General features: G+C 62.4%; 20 protein-coding genes. 12 read left to right on the forward strand and 8 right to left on the reverse strand.

The annotated features are described in order from the left end of the window. The first annotated feature begins 2 nt into the window (after positions 1-2). Complete coding sequence (locus GS429_RS19320) at positions 3-983, forward strand: nucleotidyltransferase family protein (RefSeq protein ID WP_160067220.1); 981 nt, start codon at positions 3-5, stop codon at positions 981-983. Positions 984-1,001: 18 nt separating this feature from the next. Here GS429_RS19320 and GS429_RS19325 read toward each other — a convergent pair whose 3' ends face one another. Further along, on the reverse strand, positions 1,002-1,223 hold the full coding sequence (locus GS429_RS19325) for a DUF8119 family protein (protein ID WP_160067222.1): 222 nt from the start codon (positions 1,221-1,223) through the stop codon (positions 1,002-1,004). 61 nt (positions 1,224-1,284) lie between these two features. Continuing rightward, positions 1,285-2,457, reverse strand: a complete 1,173-nt coding sequence (locus tag GS429_RS19330) for a hypothetical protein (RefSeq protein WP_160067224.1) — start codon at positions 2,455-2,457, stop codon at positions 1,285-1,287. Between the two features lie 1,273 nt (positions 2,458-3,730). Between GS429_RS19330 and GS429_RS19335 the strand changes: the two genes are divergently transcribed. Continuing rightward, on the forward strand, positions 3,731-4,081 hold the full coding sequence (locus GS429_RS19335; protein ID WP_160067226.1) for a DUF5658 family protein: 351 nt from the start codon (positions 3,731-3,733) through the stop codon (positions 4,079-4,081). A 96-nt stretch (positions 4,082-4,177) separates the two neighbouring features. Here GS429_RS19335 and GS429_RS19340 read toward each other — a convergent pair whose 3' ends face one another. Next, positions 4,178-4,936 (reverse strand): PH domain-containing protein, encoded by a 759-nt coding sequence (locus GS429_RS19340; protein ID WP_160067228.1) that lies wholly within the window; start codon positions 4,934-4,936, stop codon positions 4,178-4,180. 325 nt (positions 4,937-5,261) lie between these two features. Here GS429_RS19340 and gdhB point away from each other — a divergent pair, with 325 nt between their 5' ends. Next, positions 5,262-6,542: a glutamate dehydrogenase GdhB gene (gene gdhB, locus GS429_RS19345; protein WP_160067230.1), complete on the forward strand. Its 1,281-nt coding sequence runs from the start codon at positions 5,262-5,264 to the stop codon at positions 6,540-6,542. 237 nt (positions 6,543-6,779) lie between these two features. On the opposite strand, the gene GS429_RS19350 is transcribed toward gdhB, so the two are convergent. Together GS429_RS19350 and GS429_RS19355 are read right to left on the reverse strand one after the other, a co-directional pair. Next, a complete protein-coding gene (locus GS429_RS19350) occupies positions 6,780-7,919 on the reverse strand; it encodes an outer membrane protein assembly factor BamB family protein (protein ID WP_328821495.1) in 1,140 nt (379 codons plus the stop codon). A 227-nt stretch (positions 7,920-8,146) separates the two neighbouring features. Next, on the reverse strand, positions 8,147-9,430 hold the full coding sequence (locus GS429_RS19355) for a Cdc6/Cdc18 family protein (protein WP_160067232.1): 1,284 nt from the start codon (positions 9,428-9,430) through the stop codon (positions 8,147-8,149). Positions 9,431-10,437: 1,007 nt separating this feature from the next. On the opposite strand from GS429_RS19355, the gene GS429_RS19360 reads away from it, so the two are divergent. From GS429_RS19360 to GS429_RS19380, 5 genes are all read left to right on the forward strand, one after another. Then, positions 10,438-11,346 carry an HpcH/HpaI aldolase/citrate lyase family protein gene (locus GS429_RS19360; RefSeq protein ID WP_160067234.1) on the forward strand — a complete coding sequence of 303 codons (909 nt, stop codon included), beginning with the start codon at positions 10,438-10,440 and terminating at the stop codon, positions 11,344-11,346. A gap of 105 nt (positions 11,347-11,451) precedes the next feature. Beyond that, entirely contained in the window at positions 11,452-12,708 is a 1,257-nt protein-coding gene (locus GS429_RS19365) for a Glu/Leu/Phe/Val family dehydrogenase (protein WP_160067236.1), read from the forward strand. Between the two features lie 250 nt (positions 12,709-12,958). Continuing rightward, positions 12,959-15,064 carry an ABC transporter ATP-binding protein gene (locus tag GS429_RS19370; RefSeq protein ID WP_160067238.1) on the forward strand — a complete coding sequence of 702 codons (2,106 nt, stop codon included), beginning with the start codon at positions 12,959-12,961 and terminating at the stop codon, positions 15,062-15,064. Positions 15,065-15,270: 206 nt separating this feature from the next. Beyond that, positions 15,271-15,774, forward strand: coding sequence for a DUF2062 domain-containing protein (locus GS429_RS19375; protein ID WP_160067240.1), 504 nt, complete (start codon positions 15,271-15,273; stop codon positions 15,772-15,774). Positions 15,775-15,909: 135 nt separating this feature from the next. After that, positions 15,910-16,755 (forward strand): DUF6517 family protein, encoded by an 846-nt coding sequence (locus GS429_RS19380; RefSeq protein WP_160067242.1) that lies wholly within the window; start codon positions 15,910-15,912, stop codon positions 16,753-16,755. 91 nt (positions 16,756-16,846) lie between these two features. Here GS429_RS19380 and GS429_RS19385 read toward each other — a convergent pair whose 3' ends face one another. The 3 genes from GS429_RS19385 to GS429_RS19395 all read right to left on the reverse strand — a co-directional run bounded on the left by GS429_RS19385 (position 16,847) and on the right by GS429_RS19395 (position 18,642). Beyond that, complete coding sequence (locus GS429_RS19385) at positions 16,847-17,080, reverse strand: hypothetical protein (protein WP_160067244.1); 234 nt, start codon at positions 17,078-17,080, stop codon at positions 16,847-16,849. Further along, positions 17,077-17,301: an acyl-CoA dehydrogenase family protein gene (locus tag GS429_RS19390; protein WP_160067246.1), complete on the reverse strand. Its 225-nt coding sequence runs from the start codon at positions 17,299-17,301 to the stop codon at positions 17,077-17,079. The genes GS429_RS19385 and GS429_RS19390 overlap by 4 nt, the downstream gene beginning before the upstream one ends. A gap of 123 nt (positions 17,302-17,424) precedes the next feature. Continuing rightward, positions 17,425-18,642: a DUF7544 domain-containing protein gene (locus tag GS429_RS19395; protein WP_160067248.1), complete on the reverse strand. Its 1,218-nt coding sequence runs from the start codon at positions 18,640-18,642 to the stop codon at positions 17,425-17,427. A 176-nt stretch (positions 18,643-18,818) separates the two neighbouring features. Here GS429_RS19395 and GS429_RS19400 point away from each other — a divergent pair, with 176 nt between their 5' ends. The 4 genes from GS429_RS19400 to GS429_RS22305 all read left to right on the forward strand — a co-directional run. Then, on the forward strand, positions 18,819-19,628 hold the full coding sequence (locus GS429_RS19400; protein ID WP_160067250.1) for an RIO1 family regulatory kinase/ATPase domain-containing protein: 810 nt from the start codon (positions 18,819-18,821) through the stop codon (positions 19,626-19,628). 60 nt (positions 19,629-19,688) lie between these two features. Next, the gene (locus tag GS429_RS19405; protein WP_160067252.1) at positions 19,689-20,222 is read left to right on the forward strand and encodes a hypothetical protein; all 534 of its coding nucleotides are present in this window, start codon (positions 19,689-19,691) and stop codon (positions 20,220-20,222) included. Positions 20,223-20,291: 69 nt separating this feature from the next. Continuing rightward, positions 20,292-21,230 carry a phosphatase PAP2 family protein gene (locus GS429_RS19410; protein ID WP_328821497.1) on the forward strand — a complete coding sequence of 313 codons (939 nt, stop codon included), beginning with the start codon at positions 20,292-20,294 and terminating at the stop codon, positions 21,228-21,230. Positions 21,231-21,326: 96 nt separating this feature from the next. After that, on the forward strand, positions 21,327-21,582 hold a 256-nt coding region (locus tag GS429_RS22305; RefSeq protein ID WP_235920860.1), incomplete at its 3' end, for an aldehyde dehydrogenase family protein.

Below are 21,582 nucleotides of genomic sequence, written 5' to 3' on the forward strand. Positions count from 1 at the left end.
ACATGAGCGAAACCACCACTGCCGTCGTTCTGGCCGGCGGCTACGCGACGCGACTGTGGCCGATCACGAAGCATCGACCGAAGATGTTTCTCCCGCTGGGCGAGACGACCGTCGTCGATCGGATCTACGCCGAACTCGAGGACGTCAGCCGGATCGACGAGGTCTACGTCAGTACGAACGAACGGTTCGCCCCAGACTTCGAGGCCCACCTCGCGGACAGTCCCTACGAGAAGCCGCGCCTGTCAGTCGAGGAGACGAAGGCCGAAGACGAGAAGTTCGGCGTCGTCGCTGCGCTCGAGCAACTGATCGACCGCGAGGGGATCGACGACGACCTGCTGGTGATCGCGGGCGATAACCTGTTCGACTTCGAGGTCGCGGACTTCCTCGCGTTCGCCGACCGAGTGGATGGGCCCACGATCGCCGCTCACGACGTTGACTCGCCAGATCGGGCGTCGTCCTACGGCGTGCTCGAACTAGACGGCGACCGGATCGTTCGCTTTCAGGAGAAACCGGCCGAACCGGAGAGTACGCTCGTCTCGGCCGGCTGTTATGCGTTCCCCCGTGAGACGCTGTCGCTGTTCTCGTCGTATCTCGAGATGGGAAACGATCCGGACGAACCCGGCTGGTTCGTCCAGTGGCTCCAGAACCAGGAACCGACCTACGCATTCACCTTCGAGGACGCGTGGTTCGACATCGGCACCCGGGCGAGTTACCTCGACGCCGTCGACTGGTACCTCGATGGCGAGTCGCGAGTCAGCGAGTCGACGACGATCCGACGCAGCAAGATCCACGAAGGCGTCCACGTGATGTCGGGTGCCACACTCGTCGACGCCGAGGTCGAACGATCGGTAGTTTTCCCCGAGGCGGACCTCGAATCGACGACCATACGGCGATCTATCGTCGACGAAGGCGCGAAAATCAGCGGCTACGACCTCAATCGTGCGCTGATCGGGGCGCACACGCGGTTGCCGGACGAACCGTGACGTCGTCTTCGTCCCCGTTCATCCGCTACGCCACGCGGCCGTGAAGGTGACGTACAGGCCGACGCCGAGTATCAACAGCAGGTAAAACGCCCACTGGGGCCACCCGGTCCCGAGAAAGATCAGCGTCAAGAAGACGACCCAGCAGGTGAGGATGAGTAGATCACCGACAAGTCGGGCGATGGATCTCACGATCCCAGGTTGGTCGGAACGATCGGAGCCGGTGTGGGTATCGGTTGCCATGAGTTAGTGGAGATGTGTTGGGAGGGAGGTGGGTGTGAAGCCTGTTTACAGTTCGGTGCAGTTAGAAGTGATAGCCGTACATCTCGGTCATTCGATAGGCACCGACGCCCCAGACGTAGCTCTGTCCCGGCCACCAGGTTCGAGCGTTGTTGAAGCCCGCGACGAGGACGTCCTCGTCGGCACCCACCGGATCGTCATAGTAGCTGACCGAGCCGCTGTCGCCGTCGGTGAGATCCATCTCGCCGCCCCAACGAATCTGCCCGCGTCGGCAGAAATCGTCAGTAAAGCAGGTGACGGCGTCGATTCCCTGTATCTTCCCAGTCGTGTGTCCGGTTACGGCCCCGACTTTCTCGAGGTTTTCGCCGCGAGCGATGAGGTCGGCGAGCCCGTATCGGGTGAGCTGACCGCGGACGCGAGTCGGCGACGGCGTGTCGAGCGCGGTCGATGGCTCGATCTGCCCGCCGGGAGCGACGGTAACGATGTCCTCGACAGGGTGGGAGTGCTCGACCGTTCCCAGCTCCACGGTGTCCGCTTCTTGCAGCGGAAGACTTAGCTGATCGCTGTCCGGCTCGGCTCCACCTTCGAAGGCGTGTTCGGCTGTCACGAAGAGTTGCTGGTCGCCGTCGGGATCGTACAATACGGGTCCGAGTGTCGCAATACTTCCGGAGGTTTCACAGGCGACACCGCCCGGAACGGAGCCACCCGAGATGGACCCGAGGATCCGCGGATCGAAGTCGTCGGGTCCTTCTTCCAGATCTTCGATATCGACGATCGTTTCGATATTGAAGGACACGCCGTCGAGAAGTCCGTCGAACGTCTCTCGCAACGAGTCGGCCCCGCTGTCGATGCCGACGGAGATCGATGCGGAGCCGCTTTCGTACGAGCCGGGCACGACCGCGCTGCCGAGATAGCCCGTAAACGCCCGCTGTGCCAACAGTTCGTTTATTTCGAGCGCCTTCTCGACCGCGGCGTACCACTCCGCCGGGACATATCGCGTGCGCTCCTCGAGCGACAACGGATCCTCGGGATCGGATCTGACGAACGCAGTGACGATCGGCACCTCGCCGTCGTCGGCTGCGAGGAAGTCGTCGACCCCAAGAAACTGGGCGACGCCGAGTGCGTAGCCGCCGGTAGCGAGGGTCCGGAGAAATTCGCGACGGTCCATACCTGCGTCGAGCCGGTCACGAAGTGTCGCGATCCGGTGGACGAGATGCTCTGTGTGTGTGCCTTCCATACCGCGGTGCTGAAACTCAGCTGTGCGTTCGCCCCGTGACGCCTAAGCTAATGTTCACGTACACGGGCATCGTTCACCTAGCGTGTATGACGCCGAAAGCGGCGAAACCGATTGTGCCTGCAATTGCTGCTCGCGGTTCAGCCCCTGCTCGTACTCCGTCCGATATCCGCGCCGGCTCCGGTGTATCACACGAGCGCGATCCGTAGCGCGGTCCGTGATCAAAGGTTCATCTCCGGACGGCTCACCGGCGGTTCGAGTCTCGAGCGGACGTGAAACGGCGATGATATATCTGCCCCAATATAATAGCTGAACGACTGAACGCAAGCGTTGGTGTCGAGAGCCCGTCGACCACTATCTGTCTCCGTGTTGGTGACCACGGAGGCAGCGACTCACTCCCGATCGGTTCGCGTCTCCACGACACGCGATCCTCCTCATCCCCTCGTGGCGAGCTCTGAACGATCAGTGGCGGTCGGAGACCGGACCATTTTCTCCTCTTCGCCGTACCGCTTCCCTATAGTAACAACTGGAGCTATATAGACACTGATCGCACTGTCCACGGTTCTCACCCTTCGGACTCCAAACCGCGCCCCCGTCGTGCGATCAGGTGTGGGTTGACTTTCAGTGGCTACTGTAGCCTCCGTAGTAGTCACGCCCGTTGCTGGTGGTGTTCGGGGCGGTGACTGAGGCGTTCGTCGACGCTATTGATACAGGTCTTTGTCACCGCTACTGGTACAGGTGTTCGTCACCGCTACTGACGCTGTCAAGCGAACCCGTCGACAGTATGCACGGATTACGCCGTGAGAAGGGTCCCGTTCGAGCCGCTCAGTCCAGTTCTCCCGAACAGCTCGCTCTTTGCGCCGGTGTGAGTGTTCCGCCTGCGCGGAACCGGCCACCGCAGGTCGCGGGACAGACGGTGTGGTCAACCACTCCTTACACCCTCGTAATCGTGGTCTCCAGCCGGGCGACTGATTCGTTGGTCAGCTGACTGACACGGACTGCTATACCGAGTTACTGGTGCAACTACGGCAACTGTGGGTGTCCCGGTACCGACAGACAGGAGGCCGTCCGCGCTACGAGGGCTGAAGGACGCTGTCGCTCGAGTGAACCGCGTCCGAGACCTTTTCAGACCGTTTCACGGTCGTTACCGGTGTTTTACGATCGCTGTGGATCGGCTACGCCTGCCATAACAATACCACCAGTGGTGAAACCGTCACGTGCTGCATTCCCGACGGTCAACCGCAGTGGTCACCGGTTCGACTCCGGTGGGGAGGCTATGAGTTCGGACAGCGCGCATCTGCGCTATCAGTTACCAGGTGATATTACGCCGGCCGCCCTCGAGCGGTTTTGTTGGGTACTTGTGGGACTCTCACTCGTTGGCGACATCGTCACGACGTTCGTCGGGCTTCACCTCGGACTGGCGGAATCCAACCCCGTCGCTCGCAGTGCGATCGAAGGGTACGGTCTGGCAGGGATGCTCGCACTGAAGGCGCTCGCTATCGGCGTCGGACTGGTCTGTCGGCCCATGCTTCCTAAAGCCTATCGCCCGATCGTTCCGGCAGGGCTCGCGATTCCCTGGACGATTGCCGTCTTCATCAATCTCTACATGATCTCACTGACGATCTGAGACGGTTTACTGTAATCAATTACCACCGATCACCGACCCCGTCCCTGGTGGTCGGCGGTACATAGTCACAGCCATCCGTATGAGTGCACTCGAGCGTCAGTCTGGTGACTCGTGCTCGAGGGTGACATCCTCGTCCGTGGAGGCATTCGACTGAGACCCGGTCGGAGATCCAGATTGCGATTCGGATTCGAGTCCGGGTTCGGGTTTGGATCCGGCTCGAGAGCGGACAGTTCCCTCCCTCCGTCCCTCGGATTCACCCTTCAGCGAGGATCGGATCGCTCGCAGTTCCGTGAGGATTTCCTCGAGTATCTCGTCGGTCGATCGCTCCGCTGGCGGCGTTGTCGGCCGATCGCTGTTCCGGTCGCGAGAAACGCGACTGCTAATCAGTTGTTGGATTTCGCGGGGGTTCGGGACGGAGTTGAACCGCATCTCGACGCCGGAGCCCCCGGCGGAACTGACCTCGACGTGACCGTAGCCAAAGCGTGCCCCAAGCGCACTCTGGCTGTAGGACGTGTTCTGAACCTTCTCGAAGTCGATTCGCTTGACATCGCGCGAAAGGACGCCGTGTTTCGCGTAGAGCCCGCTGGAGGTGACGACGTAGTCCGTGTTGCGAACCCGGAGGACGGCCCAGGCGACGACCGGCACGGTGAGCAGCCCCAGGAAACCCGCGATAGCCAATCCGGCAATCGTATTAAACGGGACGACGCCGAGTGCGAGTACCGGCAGGATGAGCAGAATCGCCGTCGGCGCAATCGTCCGCCGGTCCGGCCCGCCAGCCCAGAGGACCGATTCGCCGTCCAGTGAGAGCCACTCGAGGTTCCGGTCGTGCTCGTCGGGAGCCGTTGATTCGGTCATTGGTTCGGAATCGCCCGGCCACCACAAAAGCGTCGTGTTCGCGCCGACTCGCTTATCGCACTCGAGCGCCTCAGTCTAGTTGCGTCCCACCGAAACGGCACGGTTCACCCTCAACCACGTCCCGTTACTCTGTCCGCGGTGTCCGAAGCACCGGCGCGGATCCGGGTTCGATCGAGTATGCAAATATTGCACGAACCTAATCGAATTAGCAAGGGTTATCCTTTCGGCTGGGAAATCCGTTTCATCAGTACCCGAAGTGACTCGCTATTGGGGCGGTGCCGTCGAGAGACGCACCGACGATCCCCGCTTTGGGCAACCCACTACAATGACATCAGCGCCACCCACATCGGAATCGGAACCGGAAGAGGAGAGTGCCGTCGAGACAGCCCGCCGCCAACTCGAGCGCGCAGCCGCACACCTCGACGTCGACGACGGGATCGTCGAACGGCTTCGGCATCCGACGAGCGTCTACCGCATGACGATCCCCCTCGAGCGCGACGACGGAACGCGGGAGATGTTCACGGGGTATCGAGCCCACCACGACGGCGTCCGTGGACCGTACAAGGGTGGAATCCGCTACCATCCGGACGTCACCGAGGAGGAGTCCGTCGGCCTGTCGATGTGGATGACCTGGAAGTGCGCCGTGATGGACCTCCCCTTCGGCGGTGCGAAGGGGGGTGTCGTCGTCAACCCGAAGGAGCTCAGCAACAAGGAGAAAGAGCGCCTTACCCGTCGCTTTGCCGAGGAACTGCGGCCGATGATCGGCCCGATGAAGGATATCCCCGCGCCGGATATGGGTACGGATCCCGAGACGATGGCGTGGTTCATGGACGCCTACTCGATGCAGGAAGGCCAAACCGAACCCGGCGTCGTCACCGGCAAGCCGCCCGTCGTCGGCGGCTCCTACGGCCGCGAGGAAGCGCCCGGACGGAGCGTCGGCATCATCACGCGAGAGGCGATCGACTACTACGACTGGGATCGCGAGGACACGACTGTCGCCGTCCAGGGATTCGGCAGCGTCGGCGCGAACGCCGCTCGCTACCTCGACGACCTCGGTGCCTCCGTCGTCGCCGTCTCGGACGTCAACGGCGCGATCTACGACCCCGACGGACTCGATACGAACGACGTGGAAGACCACGACGAGACGCCGGGAATGGTCTCGGGCTACGACGCGCCCCAGTCGCTCACGAACGAGGAACTCCTCGAACTCGACGTCGATGTGCTTATCCCGGCCGCGATCGGCAACGTTCTGACCGCCGAAAACGCCAACAACGTCAATGCAGAGATGATCGTCGAAGGCGCCAACGGACCGACGACCTCGGCCGCCGATCAGATCTTCGAAGAGCGCGGGATCAACGTCATTCCGGACATCATCGCCAACGCCGGCGGGGTGACGGTCAGTTACTTCGAGTGGCTCCAGGACATCAACCGTCGCAAGTGGCGTCTCGAGCGCGTCAACGAGGAACTCGAGACCGAGATGCTCCGGGCCTGGAACGCCGTTCGCTCGGAGTACGAAGCGCGGGACGTAACCTGGCGCGACGCGACCTACATCGTCGCCCTCGAGCGGATCGCTGAGGCACACGAGACGCGCGGGCTCTGGCCGTAGTCGGGTCGGTTTCGAGAATCGACTTCGTGGCTGAACGCTTCGAGTCGCCGGGCAAACGACTCGCATCCCACACCCCTCGTTCAGACTGAAACGGCGCTGTTCATCCCCGTCCACGGTGGGGCGGGGCATCCGCCTTGTTTCCGTTTTGAAATCCTTGGGGAGTCACCACCGTGGCAGGCCAGTAACTGAACGGTGACCCTTTCGAAGTCACGATCGACCGATTTGTCGAACTGCTGATCAAGTCGCATCGTGATGTCCGAGTGTCCCGTGTTCGATCCGCGAGTCCTCGCTCGAGCCACTGACACTCGCATCCAGTGCGTACACGTTGTGGTTATAGCTCCCGACAAAGAGGGTATCATCTACCACTGTCGGCGATGATTCGATCTTCCCAAGGTTTCTGGCGACCCACCGTTCCGAGCCGTCTTGCAGATCCAGTGCGTGGATTTGACCGCCGAGGCTACCGACGATGGCTGTGCTATCGACTACCGTCGGCGACGACCAGACTCCGGCATCGGTCTCAACCGTCCACATCTCCGCCCCCGTAGCCGCATCCAGCGCGTACAGGGTCGTATCCTCGGGCTCACGATACTCTCCGCTGCCGATGAAAACGGTCCCATCGGCCACCGTCGGCGACGACCAGATACCGCCTCCGGTCTCAACCGTCCAGATTTCCACCCCCGTAGCCGCATCCAAGGCGTAGACAGTCCGGTCCCAGCTTCCGACGAAGACCGTCCCGTCTACCACCGTGGGCGACGACTGGACCCAGCTACCGGTTTCGAACGCCCAGCGTTCGGAGCCCTCTTCGGCAGTTACCGCGTAGACGTGGTTGTCGTGACTCCCGACGTAGACGGTACCGTCAACTACCACGGGCGACGATCGGACCCAGCTACCGGTTTCGAACGCCCAGCGTTCGGAGCCGTCTTCGGCGTTTAACGCGTACACACAGTGGTCAGTGCCGCCGACGAAGACGGTCCCATTGGCCACTGCCGGCGACGAATAGAACGACCAACTGCCGATATCGAACGCCCACCGTTCCGTGCCGTCCTCGACATCCAGTGCGTACAGTTTGTCGCTCCCGACGAAGACGGTGTCATCTACGACTCTCGGAGACGCCCAGATCTGATCGCCGGTGTCGAACGTCCACTGCTCCTCGCCATCGTTCGCGTTCAGTGCGTACAGCGACCGATCCGAACTGCCCACGAAGACCGTTCCATCCACTACTGTCGGTGATGATCTGATCCGAAAGTCGGTTCCGAACCACCAGCGTTTGCGATTCGCTTCGGATGAGCGTAAACACCCACCGAGAGCCGCGGAAACACCAATTCCGAGCGTAGTCAGGTAGGCTCGGCGAGAGGAGGTCGGTCTTTTCGGTCGCACGGTACGGATCGTGTTGGGACCATTATAAACACACGGGTCCAGAATGAATATTTCTTCGCATTCGGTTTCATACTCGCGAGAATACCCTAAAAAATAGTTCGGCAGAGCCAGTGAAACGGATCTGGAGCCACTCGTCGGTGAGCGGCCGGACGAAAGCGCCGAAAGACACCAACAATCGCGGTCGGAGTCACCGTCAGTTCAGGTACCTTCCTCGCGAAACCCCGGCCTCAGGAAAACGAGGAGAGATCGACATCGCGGTCTCTCGGTTGGCTGCCGGAGTCGGCGAGTTGGTCGTACGTCGGAAGCTCCTCGAGCGAACTGTCCCGACGAACCGCTTTGATGATGTGTTTCGGATCGGTGACGAGTCGGTGCAGGAGGTAACTCCCCTGGGAACGGCCGCCGCCGGTCTTTTCGGATTCGATAACCCCGAGGAAGGCCTGCTCTTTGAGCTGTCGATAGAGCCCGTTTTCGGTGATCGGATCGGTCGCGACCATCTCGCAGATACCGACGTACCGTTCGTAGATCTCCCGCGTCTTGTGGGTCTCGCGGTCGCCGGTGATGATCCGACTCGCCAGCGCGTACAGGGCGAGTTTCGCGTGGACGGTCGCGCCGCTCGTGAGTTCTTCGATCCGGTTGATCTCGGCGACCTCCTGGGCCTGCTGGATGTGGCTTTCGGAGACGTGTTCCGACCCCGCGCGGCGAGCGAGTTCGCCGGCTTCCTTGAGGATCTCGATCGCCTTGCGGGCGTCGCCGTGTTTCTTGGCGGCAAGCGCCGCACAGAGCTCGATCGTTCCGTTCTCGAGGACGTCCCGCTGGAACGCATCTTCGCGGTTGCGCATGATCTCCCGAAGCTGTGAGGCGTCGTAGGGGTGAAAGAACAGCTCTCGGTGACCGAAGCTGCTGTCGATGCGCTCGTCGAGGGTCTCCCGATACTTGACCTTGTTACTGATGCCGATGACGCCGATGTAGGCGTCCGTCTTCTGGGCTTCGCGGGCTCGCGAAAGCTGCATCAGGATGTTGCTGTTATCCAGCTTGTCGATCTCGTCTAAAATGACGATGATCGCGTCGAAACACTCCTCGAGAATCCCCCAGATGTGCTGGTAGTACTCCATCGTTCCGACACCGCGGAGCGGGATATTCCCCTGAAAGGCCGTCTGTTCTTTCAGGCTCAGCGCCAACTGACGCGTCGCACGGGTCTCCGTGTTCGCTTCGGAGCAGTCGACGTAGAGCACCCCGCAGTCGATATCGTTGCTTTTCGCGGCGGTCTGTGCTCGCGTGGCGACGTGTCGAGAGATGAGGCTCTTTCCGGTGCCGGTCTTGCCGTAGATCATCACGTTGTTCGGCGGATCACCTCGCGTGATCGCACCGACTTCGGCGGCGACGGATTCGATCTCGTCGTCCCGACCGACGATTCGGTCTTCGTCGGGGACGTGACCGACGTGGAGGAGTTCCTTCCGGTTAAAAATGGGGTCGTGGGATTGGAAGAGCGGGTCCCCAGCCTGTTCAGCCATGTCTCCGTTCTCGAAGACGCACATAATAAATCTATGGAAGGTAGTTCAGACTGATAATAGCTGGATAGACGTTTTGATACGCAGTGTTTCGGCTGACTCTTCTCGAGTTCGATCTCTGCCGCATGCAGACTGTACCGTCGCTTCGGCGGTGATCGGTGGCCGACCCCCGCACCCCTCGTTCAGAGTGAAAGGCTGGTCACGGGTGGGAGGGGTGATGCAGGGGAGAGTCGGATTCCAGAAGAGACCACTCGGATTCGAGTAGAGCGGTGGCAGCGGCGACATTGCGGAAAAGCGATCCGAGGAACTGAATTGATCACCGAGCGACGTGGCTCGTGCTGTATCCGTAAGTTCAGTATCCTTTCTTTCTTCTTTCTAGAACCACTAGCCTAGTATAGTAGTATTATATTTTACGGAACAAGCAACAAATTCCTGCTAGTGCCGCTGCTACACCACAAAAGCCGAGTGTTTGACAGTTTATCAAGACAAGTGCGGAACAGCATGCCCTCGCTCGAGAGGGCTCCCATACCTTCTCCCGTTTTCACTCTGAACGAGGGGTGTGGGTATCGTCGTTCCGGCAACGAGTGCTTCCCGCAGGAGGTATCGTCCGATTCGCTCCGGTCGACTCTCACTCCGCTGTCAGAGTGACCGACACTCAACCGCTGAGATCGCGGGGCCTCACCGCCCCGTTTCACTCTGAACGACGGGTCTCTCCGCTCACGTATTCACGAATTGGTCGAAGGTGGTCGTACCGATCGCAGTCGGCGACGCGAGGATCGGAGCAAACAGATTTAGCCCAATATTGCTGATTGCCGCCCGCATAACCGCGCTATTCCCGTCCGATCAATTTCGGAGACCCATGCCAGCACAGCCACACTGATCCCGCCGGACCAGCCAACGCGTATCGAACCACTTTTCACTCTGAACGAGGGGTGTCCGTCGACATCGAACCGACGCTGTACGCGCGCTGAGAAGCGTACTCCTTTACTCGTGGCTCCCGGACACGGCGTATGGGACGCAGAAGCGTCATGTTCACGCCGGGGGATCGACCCGAAATGCTTCGGAAGGCACCTGCCGCAGGGGCGGACGTCATCGTTTTCGATCTCGAGGACGCCGTTGCTCCCAAGCGAAAGGCCGATGCCCGACAAACCGTCCGCGAGGTGCTCGTCGACCCCGATTTCGATCCGGACTGTGAGGTTTGCGTTCGCATCAACGCAGCCCAATCGACCGCAGCAGCGGATCTCGAGGCGCTCTTCGGGCCCGCAGAGAGCGACAACGGCAACGGCAGCGACAGCAACGATGACGACCCTCTGCGGCTCGATAGCGTGATGCTCCCGAAAGTCGATTCGCCGAGCGACGTCCGTGACCTCGTCGACGAACTCGCGACGTACGACGTTTCGCTGCCCGTCTTCGCGGTCATCGAGAACGCCGCCGGCGTCCTCGCGGCGCCGGAAATCGCCGCCGTCCCGGCGACCGACGCGCTCGTCTTCGGGGCCGAAGACCTCTCGGCGGACCTCGGCGCGACCCGCACCGCCGAGGGCCTCGAGGTGCTCTACGCTCGCGAACGGGTCGTCCTCGCGGCGTCGGCACACGACTGTACGGCCATCGACACCCTCGTAACGGACTTCGGAGACGAGACGCAACTGCACGAGGACACCGAGTTTTCGATCCAGCTCGGCTACGACGGGAAGCTGGCGATCCATCCCGCGCAGGTCGAACCGATCAACGCGGCGTTTACGCCGTCGGACGAGGAACTCGAGTGGGCCGAACGCGTCCTCGAAGCCGAGCGGGAAGCCGACGCCGACGGTCGGGGCGTTTTCGAAGTCGACGGCGAAATGATCGATGCGCCGCTGATCGCGCAGGCCGAACGGATCCGCTCGCGCGCCGGGAGAACAGACGGAGAACGGAACGGCGAGTAACGTTCGGTAACTGTATTAACACATCAGAACACCTTATATTGAGATTAATGTACTATGTAGGGCATTCGTCACGCTTATTTCGGTTTCCTTCGGTAGCTATACGTAATGTCTGGCGAAGCCAACCCATTCGAAAGCCTACAGTCCCAGATCGACGAGGCTGCAACCCACCTCGACATCGGTGCTGACGTGATCGAGCGGCTCAAGTATCCGGAACGGGTCCTCGAGACCAACCTCACGATCGAACGGGACGACGGCGAACTCGAGCGGTTCAAAGCCTTCCGTTCGCAGTTCAACGGCGACCGGGGTCCCTACAAGGGCGGCATTCGCTACCACCCGCAAGTCTCTCGCGACGAAGTGAAAGCGCTGTCGGGCTGGATGGTCTACAAGTGTGCAACTGTCGGGATCCCCTACGGTGGCGGGAAAGGCGGTATCATCATCGACCCCAACGAGTATTCGGAAGCCGAACTCGAGCGCGTCACGCGTGCGTTCGCGACGGAACTGCGGCCGCTGATCGGTGAGGATCGCGACATCCCCGCGCCCGACGTGAACACGGGCCAGCGGGAGATGAACTGGATCAAAGACACCTACGAAACGCTCGAGAATACGACCGAACCGGGCGTCATCACCGGGAAGAACATCGCCAGCGGCGGCAGCGAGGGTCGCGTCGAAGCGACCGGCCGGTCGACAGTGATCACCGCACGGGAAGCGTTCGACTACCTCGGCAAAGATCTCGACGGCGCGACCGTCGCCGTCCAGGGATACGGTAACGCCGGCTGGATCGCCGCGAAGCTGATCGACGAAATGGGGGCGACCGTCGTCGCCGTCAGCGACTCGAGCGGCGGCGTCTACAACGCCGACGGCATCGACCCGGTTACGGTCAAAAATCACAAGAACGAGACCGGCAGCGTCGTCGGTTTCGACGGGAGCGAGACGGAACTCACGAACGAGGACGTCCTGACGCTGGACGTCGATCTCCTGATTCCCGCCGCCCTCGAGAACGCCATCGACGGCGACCTCGCCGAGCAAGTCGAGGCAGACGTCATCTCCGAGGCCGCAAACGGACCGCTGACGCCCGAGGCCGACGCGGTTCTCGAGGAGAAAGACGTTTTCGTGATTCCGGATATCCTCGCCAACGCCGGCGGCGTCACGGTCAGCTACTTCGAGTGGGTTCAGAATCGCCAGCGCTTCTACTGGACCGAGGAGAAGGTCAACAACGAACTCGAGGAGCTTATCGTCGACGCCTTCGATGCGCTTGTCGAAACGATCGACGAACACGATCTCGATAACGCACGGACCGCGGCGTACGTGGTCGCGATACGGCGCGTTGCCAATTCGTTCGAAGAGTCGGGTTCGTTCCCGTGATACGCTGAACCGGTTGGCTTCGCCCGTTTTGCTGTTTCTCTATCCTCGCTTCGGGAGCTGACATGGTCAGTTGGATCTGTGTCCCGGGGCGACCGCGAGGAGTCTTCCGGTCGCGCCGGCACCGACGGACGGCAGTCCGTACGGAGGCGAGCACTCAGGAAACCTGACGCTCGCCACAGGCGAGATGATGCGATCGTTTCCGCTTGTGTGTGCCTTTTGCGGCCCAGTCGTGAAGGCCGAGATCACCACGATGGCTGGGTCCAATCCCCACGGCAGCTTCGACGAGATTCGCGAGAAGATCGACGGCAATCCGATGGCGAAGTTGATCCACTACGCGCTTCCGTACTGGGTGCCGCTGTGCATCGGATTCGTCTCGACGATGATCAACCGCGCCGCGCGGCTGTTCCCGGCGTTGATGCTCGCGGCCGCGATCGACCTCGTCATCACGCAATCGGGCGGCGTCGATCAGTTGCTCGCGGCGACGGGGCTCGTCCCCACGGAACCGGTGCCCGCCGAACAGACCGGCGAGCGCCTCTCCCTCCTGTACTACCTGGGCGCGCTCACGGTGGCGTCCTACGTCATCCAGGCGATTACCCACTACCTGTCGCGGTACTTCTTCCAGACGACCGCTCAGCACATCCAACACGACCTGCGCCTGGACACGTACGACCACATGCAGCGGCTGTCCCTGTCCTTTTTCAACAACCACCAGACCGGCGGGATGATGGCGATCCTGAACAGCGACGTCAATCGCTTAGAGGAGTTCTTCAACAACGAGATCCGTCAGATCACGGAGGCGGTGATGATCTTCTCGCTGGTCGGAGGGTACATGCTCTACACGGCTCCGTGGCTGGGCGCGCTGGTCTTGCTCCCGGTGCCGATCATCGCCTTCGCGACGGCGAAGTTCATCGTCTGGATCGAGCCGAAGTACAAGCGGATCCGCGAACTCGTCGCCCGCCTGAACACGCGGCTGTCGAACAACCTTGGCGGCGCGGCGATTGTGAAGTCCTTCGATCGCTACGACGTCGAGAACCACCGCGTCGAGGAACAGAGCAAGGGGTATCGCGACGAGAAGATCAGCGCCATCACGGTCCGGAAGGCGTTCTTCGCGTCGCTTCGCCTGCTCGTCGGCGCGATGTTCGTCTCGATTCTCGTCGCCGGCGGCTACTCCGTCGTCACCGCGGGCGGCCTGACCGCCGGGACGTTCGTCGTCTTCTTCATGTATCTCCGGGAACTCGACGGCCCGATGACCCGGATCGGCAAGACCGCGAACAACTACCAGAAGGCCAAATCCAGCGCCGAGCGCGTCTTCGGGATCCTGGCGACCGACGCGGACATCCAGTCGCCATCGGACGCCGACGCCCCCGACACGGTCGAGGGGAACGTCACGTTCGAAGACGTCGCGTTCAGCTACAGCGAGGACGGCGAACGAATCCTCGACGGCATCGACCTCGAGGTCGAGTCCGGCGAAACGGTCGGATTCGCGGGGACCAGCGGCTCCGGCAAGTCGACGCTGTTGAAGCTGGTGCCGCGTTTCTACGACGTCGACAGTACCCACCCGCGAGCGGACGGTGGGGTTGACGTGGACGTCGGACCTGCTTCCGGCGGTGCCGACGCCGATACCGACGCCGGGACCGGACCCGGTACCGACGCCGACTCCTTGACCGAAAGCGGCTGGGACGACCGGCGCCACGACGGGGCCGACCACGAGACTCGAGGGGACACCGCAGTACGAATCGACGGTGTCGACGTCCGGGAGTACGACCTCCAGACGCTACGGGACCGGATCGGCGTCGTCGAACAGGATCCGTACATGTTCTCGGGGACGATTCGGGAGAACATCGCTTACGGCGACGGCGAGACGTTCCGGACGGTCCTCGAGGCCGACCGCGGGACCGACGTGTCGGACGCTGTCGAAGAGCGTATCCGCGAGTCGGCGATCGCCGCCGGTGCGCACACGTTCATCGAAGAGCTTCCCGACGGCTACGATACGATGGTCGGCGAGCGGGGCGTCAAGCTCTCGGGCGGGCAGCGCCAGCGAGTGTCGATCGCGCGGACGATCCTCAACGATCCGGACGTCATCGTCCTGGACGAGGCGACCAGCGACGTCGACACCGAGACGGAGCAGGTGATCCAGCGGAATCTCGACGAACTCACCGCGGATCGGACCGCGTTCGTCATCGCTCACCGACTCTCGACGATCCGAGACGCCGATCGGATCGTCGTCATGGACGACGGCGAAGTGATCGAGACCGGCACGCACGAAGAACTGGTCGAGTCGGACGGGACGTACGCCGATCTCTGGGACTCACAGACGAGCAACGGAGCCGACGACGGCGCTCTCGAGGGCGATTGACTCGACTGGTGTGTGTCGTCCCGCCCCCGTCTTCGGGATGCTCGGAGCACTCGTCGCGATAATCGTCTCAACGCCTCCGTTCGACGGGCTAGTGCCGAATTACCGCGCTTGCGGGAGCGAAACGAGCGATCGTCGTGGCGGTTTGCTGTCCTATCTCTTGTCTCGGTAGCTTTTTGCCGGTTGCTGGCTACCGACGGGTAGAGTGAATGGTACGGGAACGACTCGCTCGGTATCGTGATGCGGCTCGCCAGCAACTCGTCGCAGCCTTCCGCGAAGAACACACGCCACATCAGGTTGCTGCGAGCTTCGCTATAGGCATCTTCATTACCGCGCTTCCGACGGGGGGGCTCGGGATCGGTCTGTTTTTCGTCTTCATCTCGCTGTGGTCGTCGATCAGCAAACCCGCTATCTTCGCCTCCGTGGCCGTTCTCAATCCGTTCGTGAAACCGGCAGTGTACCTCGCGAGCTTTCAGGTCGGCGCTTTCTTGCTCGGATCCGAGTCGGTCCGATCGCGCGATGCGACGACGACCGAGTCAGCGTGGGTCGCGATCCAGCAACTGCTTCTCGGAAACGCCATCATCGCCGTCGTCCTCTCGGCGCTGAGTTACGTCACCGTCTTGCACCTGACTCGCCTTCACCGACGGCGAGGCCCGCCGCGGTCCGGGCTCTCACTGACGTCGTTCCTTCTGGGTCCGTTCCGCCGACAATGACGGTCTCGTCGCCGTTCACGTCGGCGTGGTCCGCAAACGAGCGTTCGGTCGTCTCGAGCACGAACACTTACCAAAACCAACAGACAGTCTCCGATCCAATAAACACTTATGAACCGAACTTCCATTGAGGAGGTAATGAATCGCAGAACGCTTCTCGGCGGTCTCGGCGTCGCGGGTCTCGCGAGTCTCTCCGGCTGTCTAGGCATGCTCGGAATGGCCGAACACGAGTCGTCGCCTGCGGGCGTCGATGCGAGCGTTCGGTCGGATACGGGGTACGAACAGACCGGCATCGACGACGTGGTCGTCGAAGAGGACGTCGGCGTCAGCGCCGCTTCGGAGACCGTCGTCGTCACGAACTATCTCACCGAACACGAGAAAGCAGTCGATATGGAACCGCTCGGCAGCCAGCGCGGCGCCGTATTCATGGTCCTCACCACGCCACAGATCGGCGTGGCAGGTCGGAACTTCAACCCGGTCGAGGACATGTCCGCCGGCGAACTCGTCGATCTCGTCGGGGATAACTACGACGAAATGGGAAATATCTCTCACGAGGCGGACGACGAGATCACGATTCTCGGCGAAACGACGACCCGATCGCGGTTCAGCGCCGACGCGATGTTCAGCGGTCAAGAGGTCGAGGTCGACCTCCACGTCAGCGAAGCCGTCGAGGGCGGCGACGATCTGCTCGTAACCATCGGCGTCTACCCGCAGCGACTCCGGAGCCGGGAGGAGGACAACATCATCGCGCTCATGGAGGCCATCTCTCTGGATATTGACGCGAACGGAGACGAAACGGGCGACAACGACGACGAGAACGACGATGCCAACGGCGGTGATGAAGCGGACGACAGCGACGACAGCGAGACTGACGACAGTGACGGCGGTACCGACGACGACAGCACCGAAGACGATGGCGGGGACGGAGAAGAGGACGACGGGGACGACGAAGACGATGACGGCGTCCTCGGTATTCTCGAGTAGCCCTCGCTACTCAGACGGATTGCTGTCAGTCAGTGGCGGAGCCCGCGAGCGGTCGTGCGGTCGCTCCGGTAAACAGGTACAACAGACCGTATCAGAGGACGCCGGAGCCGTAGACGAGGAGGGCGAATCCGACGACGACGAAGACGACGCCCGTTCCTTTCGTGACCCGAATTCTGTCCGCGGCATCGATCGCAGTATTTTCTCCCTCTCGATCCTCGAACGGTGCCATCCCCTGTCGGTGCTGGGCTGCGACGATTGCTGGTGCGTACTGGATCCCGGCGACGCCGAGCGCAACGAACGCGAGACCGGCAACGAGTGCGATCATGATTGGCCGAGGGTGGACGGTAGCGCCCCTTCGCCGAACCCGCCGTTCGTTTCGGTAACGGGAGCGCCCAGCGTTTCGAGGCCGGCGAACTGCTCGAAGATGTCCGACGGAAATCGGTACTCGGCCTCGACAAACTGAGCGATCGGTTCGATCTCGGTTTCACAGAACTCGTTGACGGGGTCCCGGATCGCCCGGTGTTCGTCGGGCAACGCCGTGTCCATGCCGACTAGTTTCCGAGACGCAAAATAAACGCACCGCCGCGATCGGCCGCGATCCGTCGTTCTCGCCTCGCGTGGGTCCTGTTTCGAGACCTCTCTTTCGAAAATCGGTCCGGACTCGAGTCGCTACCAGCCTCGGTTCTCGTCGTCTTCGTCGTCGTCGTCGGCCTCGGTCAAGTCGTCCCACGCACTCGAGTTATCGTCCCACGTGCTCGACGTATCGTCTCGGGAGTCGCGGTCGTCGGGCCGGCGGTCGTCTCGGTCGGCGTCCGTGGCGGAGTCGGACGGCTGGCGATCGTCGTACTCGTCGCGACCGTCGCGATCCCAGCGGCCGTCGTCAGTCGGCTCACCGCCGTCGGACCGAACCGCGGCCCGCTGGTCGGGGATGAGGTCGAATTCGGCGTTCGTATCGCCCAGGAGCAACAGCGCGTAGTACCGGAAGTAGGTGGTGATCGGGGTCCAGACGAGCGCCACGAACAGCAACATGACGACGAACGCGATCACGCCGACGAGGACGGCCAGCAACACGCCGATGTCGCCGAGCATGATCAGCAGGAAGATCACGATGCCGAAGGGGATGGCCAGCGCGAGCATGCCGAACATCACGACGAACACCGCAGCGATCGAAATCGCGAGCGAGAGGATCCAGACCAGGATCAGATAGACCGCGTATTCCGCCCAGTTGCCCGTCCCCGTCGACCAGAACCGCTTCCAGGAACCGATGACGCCACGGTTCTCGAGGAGCATGATCGGTGCGACGAAATCGGTGGTAAAGCGCCGGACGATCGAATAGACCAGATAGAGGCCGATTCCATACAGCGCGTACAGCCCGATCAATCCGCCCGAGAGATCACCGAGGCCCCCCTGCAGGTAGATGGCTGCTGCGGGGGCCGTCCCGAGGACCCCCGCGACGAGCATAATCCCGAGTCGGAACCCGAACAGGCGGACCCCGTTCCCGAGGTTCCCCGAGAAATACCGTCGCACGTGCACCTCGCTCTCCCGTAGCGACTCGAGGAAGACGAACTCCATGATCCCGGCAATGATGGCGTACAACAGCCAGAAGACGAGGATGATCCCACCGATGATGAGCAGTCCGAGGATGAGCTCCTCGAGCGGGAACTCCTCACCGAACTCGTCTTCGAACTCCTCGGCCTGGCCGTCCTCGAACGCCGGATCGTCGGCGAAGGTCCCGAAATCGCCGCCGGGAATCGTCGGGCCGCCGAATCCGAGCGAGCTCACGAAGAAGACGACGATCGCGAGCTTGAGCCACATTCCCAATCGTATCGGCGTCAGGAAGTTCCGCGTCGTGTCGATCGCATCACTGAGATTATCGATCGCATCCATAATTACCAGGTTGTTCAGTCGCAATGTTGATAACAATACTGCTCTGACTCTCGATTGGGACGGGGAGAGGCATCGAACAGGTTTGGCTCCCTCGAGCCGACGGACGTCCGGCGAGAACACGTTTCGATAGCGACAGTTCGGGAGGCATTTAACCCCCAAGCCCGCACACCCGACGTATGGACATCCGCCGGCTCGCCCGAGGGACTGTCGAGTGGGACCGCCTCGAGCGCGTTGTCCAGACGCTGGCGGATCGCTACGGACGCGAGGAAGTCCGCGTGGAGTTCCTCGAGGCTGATAACTGGCTGTCGACACCCTGCGTGATCGACGAGGAGTGGTTCGTCAAGATCGTCTCGAGGCAGAACGCACTCGTTCACGCCGTGTTGACGACCGGACGGAACGTCGGTGCAGTGTCGGCGGGAACCGACGGCTTCTTCGGCCGATTCGACACCCCGCGGGAGATGGTCGAACACGAGTACGAGGCGACCGAGCGGATGCGGGAAATCGGTATCAACGCCCCGCGGCCGATCGACGCGTTCGAGGTCAACGGACTGGGGGTGCTCGTCCTCGAGTACCTGCCGGAGTTTCGCTCGCTCGATCAGTCGCCCGACTGGCTCGTCACCGAGCGCGCACCGGAACTGTTCGAGATGCTGGCCATCTTGCACGACCACGACATGGCCCACGGCGACCTGCGAGCCGAGAACATCCTGATCTGTGACGGCGAGTTCTACTTTATCGACGCGACCAACGTCCACGAAGACCGCGTCGCCGAGACCACCGCCTACGATCTCGCCTGTGCGCTCGCCGTCCTCGAACCGCGGATCGGCGCTCGCGAGGCCGTCCGTTCGGCTGCGATGGTCTACGATTCCGAAGAACTGCTCTCTGCCCGGCGATTTCTGGACTTCGTTCGGCTCCGCCCCGACCACGAGTTCGACTCGACCACGCTTCGGTCCGAACTCGAGACGGCGGCCGATCTGGGTGACCGATAGCTCGGCTTCCCGGCCACTGCAGGCACCACAGGCTTTCTCCGGATCGCGTTAACCACCGCCATGAGCCCCACGTTTACCGACGACGACGTCGGCAAGCGCCTCGAGACGGCATCGGGTGAGACGGTCGGTGTCGTCACGATGACCGAACCGGAGACGGCCTACGTCGACCTCGAGTCCGGCGCGGTCGACTCGATCAAAGCGACGCTCGGCTGGGACGGCGACACCGACGAGGTCGTGCCGATCGACCGAAACGACGTCCGCGACGTGACGACGGACGCCGTCGTTCTCGAGAGCGGTTCCGCTCTGCACGGTCAAGCTACCGAGGATGGCAGCGATCCCGTCGCCGAGCGAACCGAGACTACCGTCCACGAAGACGAGGGGAGCGAGCGACGAGCGGTCGGCACGTCGACCGGCGAACCGGACGATACGGACGAGACGTCGGCGGCGGGCGAGGGACGGTCCGGTAAGGGCACCGAACCGGAAACGGAGGCCATGACCGAGTCGGGTGCGGAGCGCCACCCCGAGAGCGAGGAGCAGCCACCGCAGGGCGAACGGACCGTGACGAAAGATCCCGGTGAGGAAGACGACCGGTGAGAGCCGCCCGGTAGCGACCGTCGGTCTCCTGCCTCGGCTTTTTTTATCAGCGGCGTCATTGGTGTATCCGTGTCGCGCGGTATCGGCGAGTTCGACCTGATTCAGGAGCAGATCCCCGAGTGGCTGGCCGTCGGTATCGCTCTGGCTACGCAACTCGGCGACGTCTGGTTTCTGGTCCTCGTGCTCACCGTCCTCTATTGGGTCGACACGCCGGATCGAGACGATATCGCCGTGGTCGCGGGCGTCACGTTGGCCGGAATGGGGCTGTACAAGGGACTCAAGGAAGTGTTCGGCTTCCCGCGCCCCGAAGAACCGTTACTCGATCCGGCGTTGCTTCCGTGGCTCGTCGAGCCGCTGTACGAGGCGACGGCGACCGCCGGAGGGTACGGCTTTCCGAGCGGCCACGCGGTCAACACCACGGTCGTCTACTTCGGACTGGCGAGCGTACTCTCGCTCGGCACGAAGCGACTGCGGTTCGGCGTCGCCGCGGCGCTCGTCTCGCTGGTCTGTTTCACCCGAGTCGCCCTCGGCGTCCACTACGTCGTCGACGTCGTTGTCGGCGTTGCCGTCGGACTGACGCTGTTGGTCGGCGCTCGAGTGCTCCTCCACCGCGAGTTCGCCGATCGGGCGACGATCGCGTTCGCGCTCGGGATCGGGCTCAGCGCGTTCTTCCTCGTCGCGGGCGAGTGGACCACCGACGCCGTCTACTTGCTCGCCGGCTCGCTAGGTGCCTTCAGCGGCTGGCAACTGGTCATGCTCGGCCGCGGACTGGTCGGCGTCCCGTCGGTCACGAGCGCGCTTCGCCCGGTCCTATTTCGAGGGGGTGCAGCGGCCGTTGCATCGGGTCCGCTCGTCGCCGCCCTCGACGACGGACCGCTGCTGTCGCTGTACACCACTGCGGGCATCGTCGGGCTCGTCACGGCCGTCGTCGTCGTTCTCCCCGTCGTCCGCCACTCCGACCACGCTCGAGCGCTGTACGCTCGTGTTCGACACCCGCGGTCCGAGTAGTCGCCGGCCGCTCGCTCGGGCCGCATCTCGGCTACTTCGATCGTGGGTGTGTGACTCACCATCAGGGTTTTTACGTCGCTCGTCGTCTGTCCGGATATGAGCCAGCAAGCCACAGAGCAGGCGTACAGCCACTACATCGGCGGCGAGTGGACGGACGACGGCGAGGGCGACACGTTCGAGAGTCGGAACCCGGCGACCGGCGAGACGCTGGCGACGTTCCAGCGCGGAACGGCCGACGACGTCGACGCCGCGCTCGAGGCCGCGGAGGACGCACAGGAAGAGTGGCGCGAACTGTCCTACATCGACCGCGCGGAGTACCTCTGGGACATCTACCACGAACTGCGCGAGCGCA

It is taken from the genome of Natronorubrum halalkaliphilum (assembly GCF_009834785.1).
GTDB lineage: Archaea > Halobacteriota > Halobacteria > Halobacteriales > Natrialbaceae > Natronorubrum > Natronorubrum halalkaliphilum.

Coding starts and splice junctions, on each gene's coding strand:
- GS429_RS19320 (WP_160067220.1), top strand. CDS start 3: ATGAGCGAAACCACCACTGCCGTCGTTCTGGCCGGCGGCTACGCGACG.
- GS429_RS19325 (WP_160067222.1), bottom strand. CDS start 1,223: ATGGCAACCGATACCCACACCGGCTCCGATCGTTCCGACCAACCTGGG.
- GS429_RS19330 (WP_160067224.1), bottom strand. CDS start 2,457: ATGGAAGGCACACACACAGAGCATCTCGTCCACCGGATCGCGACACTT.
- GS429_RS19335 (WP_160067226.1), top strand. CDS start 3,731: ATGAGTTCGGACAGCGCGCATCTGCGCTATCAGTTACCAGGTGATATT.
- GS429_RS19340 (WP_160067228.1), bottom strand. CDS start 4,936: ATGACCGAATCAACGGCTCCCGACGAGCACGACCGGAACCTCGAGTGG.
- gdhB (WP_160067230.1), top strand. CDS start 5,262: ATGACATCAGCGCCACCCACATCGGAATCGGAACCGGAAGAGGAGAGT.
- GS429_RS19355 (WP_160067232.1), bottom strand. CDS start 9,430: ATGGCTGAACAGGCTGGGGACCCGCTCTTCCAATCCCACGACCCCATT.
- GS429_RS19360 (WP_160067234.1), top strand. CDS start 10,438: ATGGGACGCAGAAGCGTCATGTTCACGCCGGGGGATCGACCCGAAATG.
- GS429_RS19365 (WP_160067236.1), top strand. CDS start 11,452: ATGTCTGGCGAAGCCAACCCATTCGAAAGCCTACAGTCCCAGATCGAC.
- GS429_RS19370 (WP_160067238.1), top strand. CDS start 12,959: ATGGCTGGGTCCAATCCCCACGGCAGCTTCGACGAGATTCGCGAGAAG.
- GS429_RS19375 (WP_160067240.1), top strand. CDS start 15,271: ATGGTACGGGAACGACTCGCTCGGTATCGTGATGCGGCTCGCCAGCAA.
- GS429_RS19380 (WP_160067242.1), top strand. CDS start 15,910: ATGAATCGCAGAACGCTTCTCGGCGGTCTCGGCGTCGCGGGTCTCGCG.
- GS429_RS19385 (WP_160067244.1), bottom strand. CDS start 17,080: ATGATCGCACTCGTTGCCGGTCTCGCGTTCGTTGCGCTCGGCGTCGCC.
- GS429_RS19390 (WP_160067246.1), bottom strand. CDS start 17,301: ATGGACACGGCGTTGCCCGACGAACACCGGGCGATCCGGGACCCCGTC.
- GS429_RS19395 (WP_160067248.1), bottom strand. CDS start 18,642: ATGGATGCGATCGATAATCTCAGTGATGCGATCGACACGACGCGGAAC.
- GS429_RS19400 (WP_160067250.1), top strand. CDS start 18,819: ATGGACATCCGCCGGCTCGCCCGAGGGACTGTCGAGTGGGACCGCCTC.
- GS429_RS19405 (WP_160067252.1), top strand. CDS start 19,689: ATGAGCCCCACGTTTACCGACGACGACGTCGGCAAGCGCCTCGAGACG.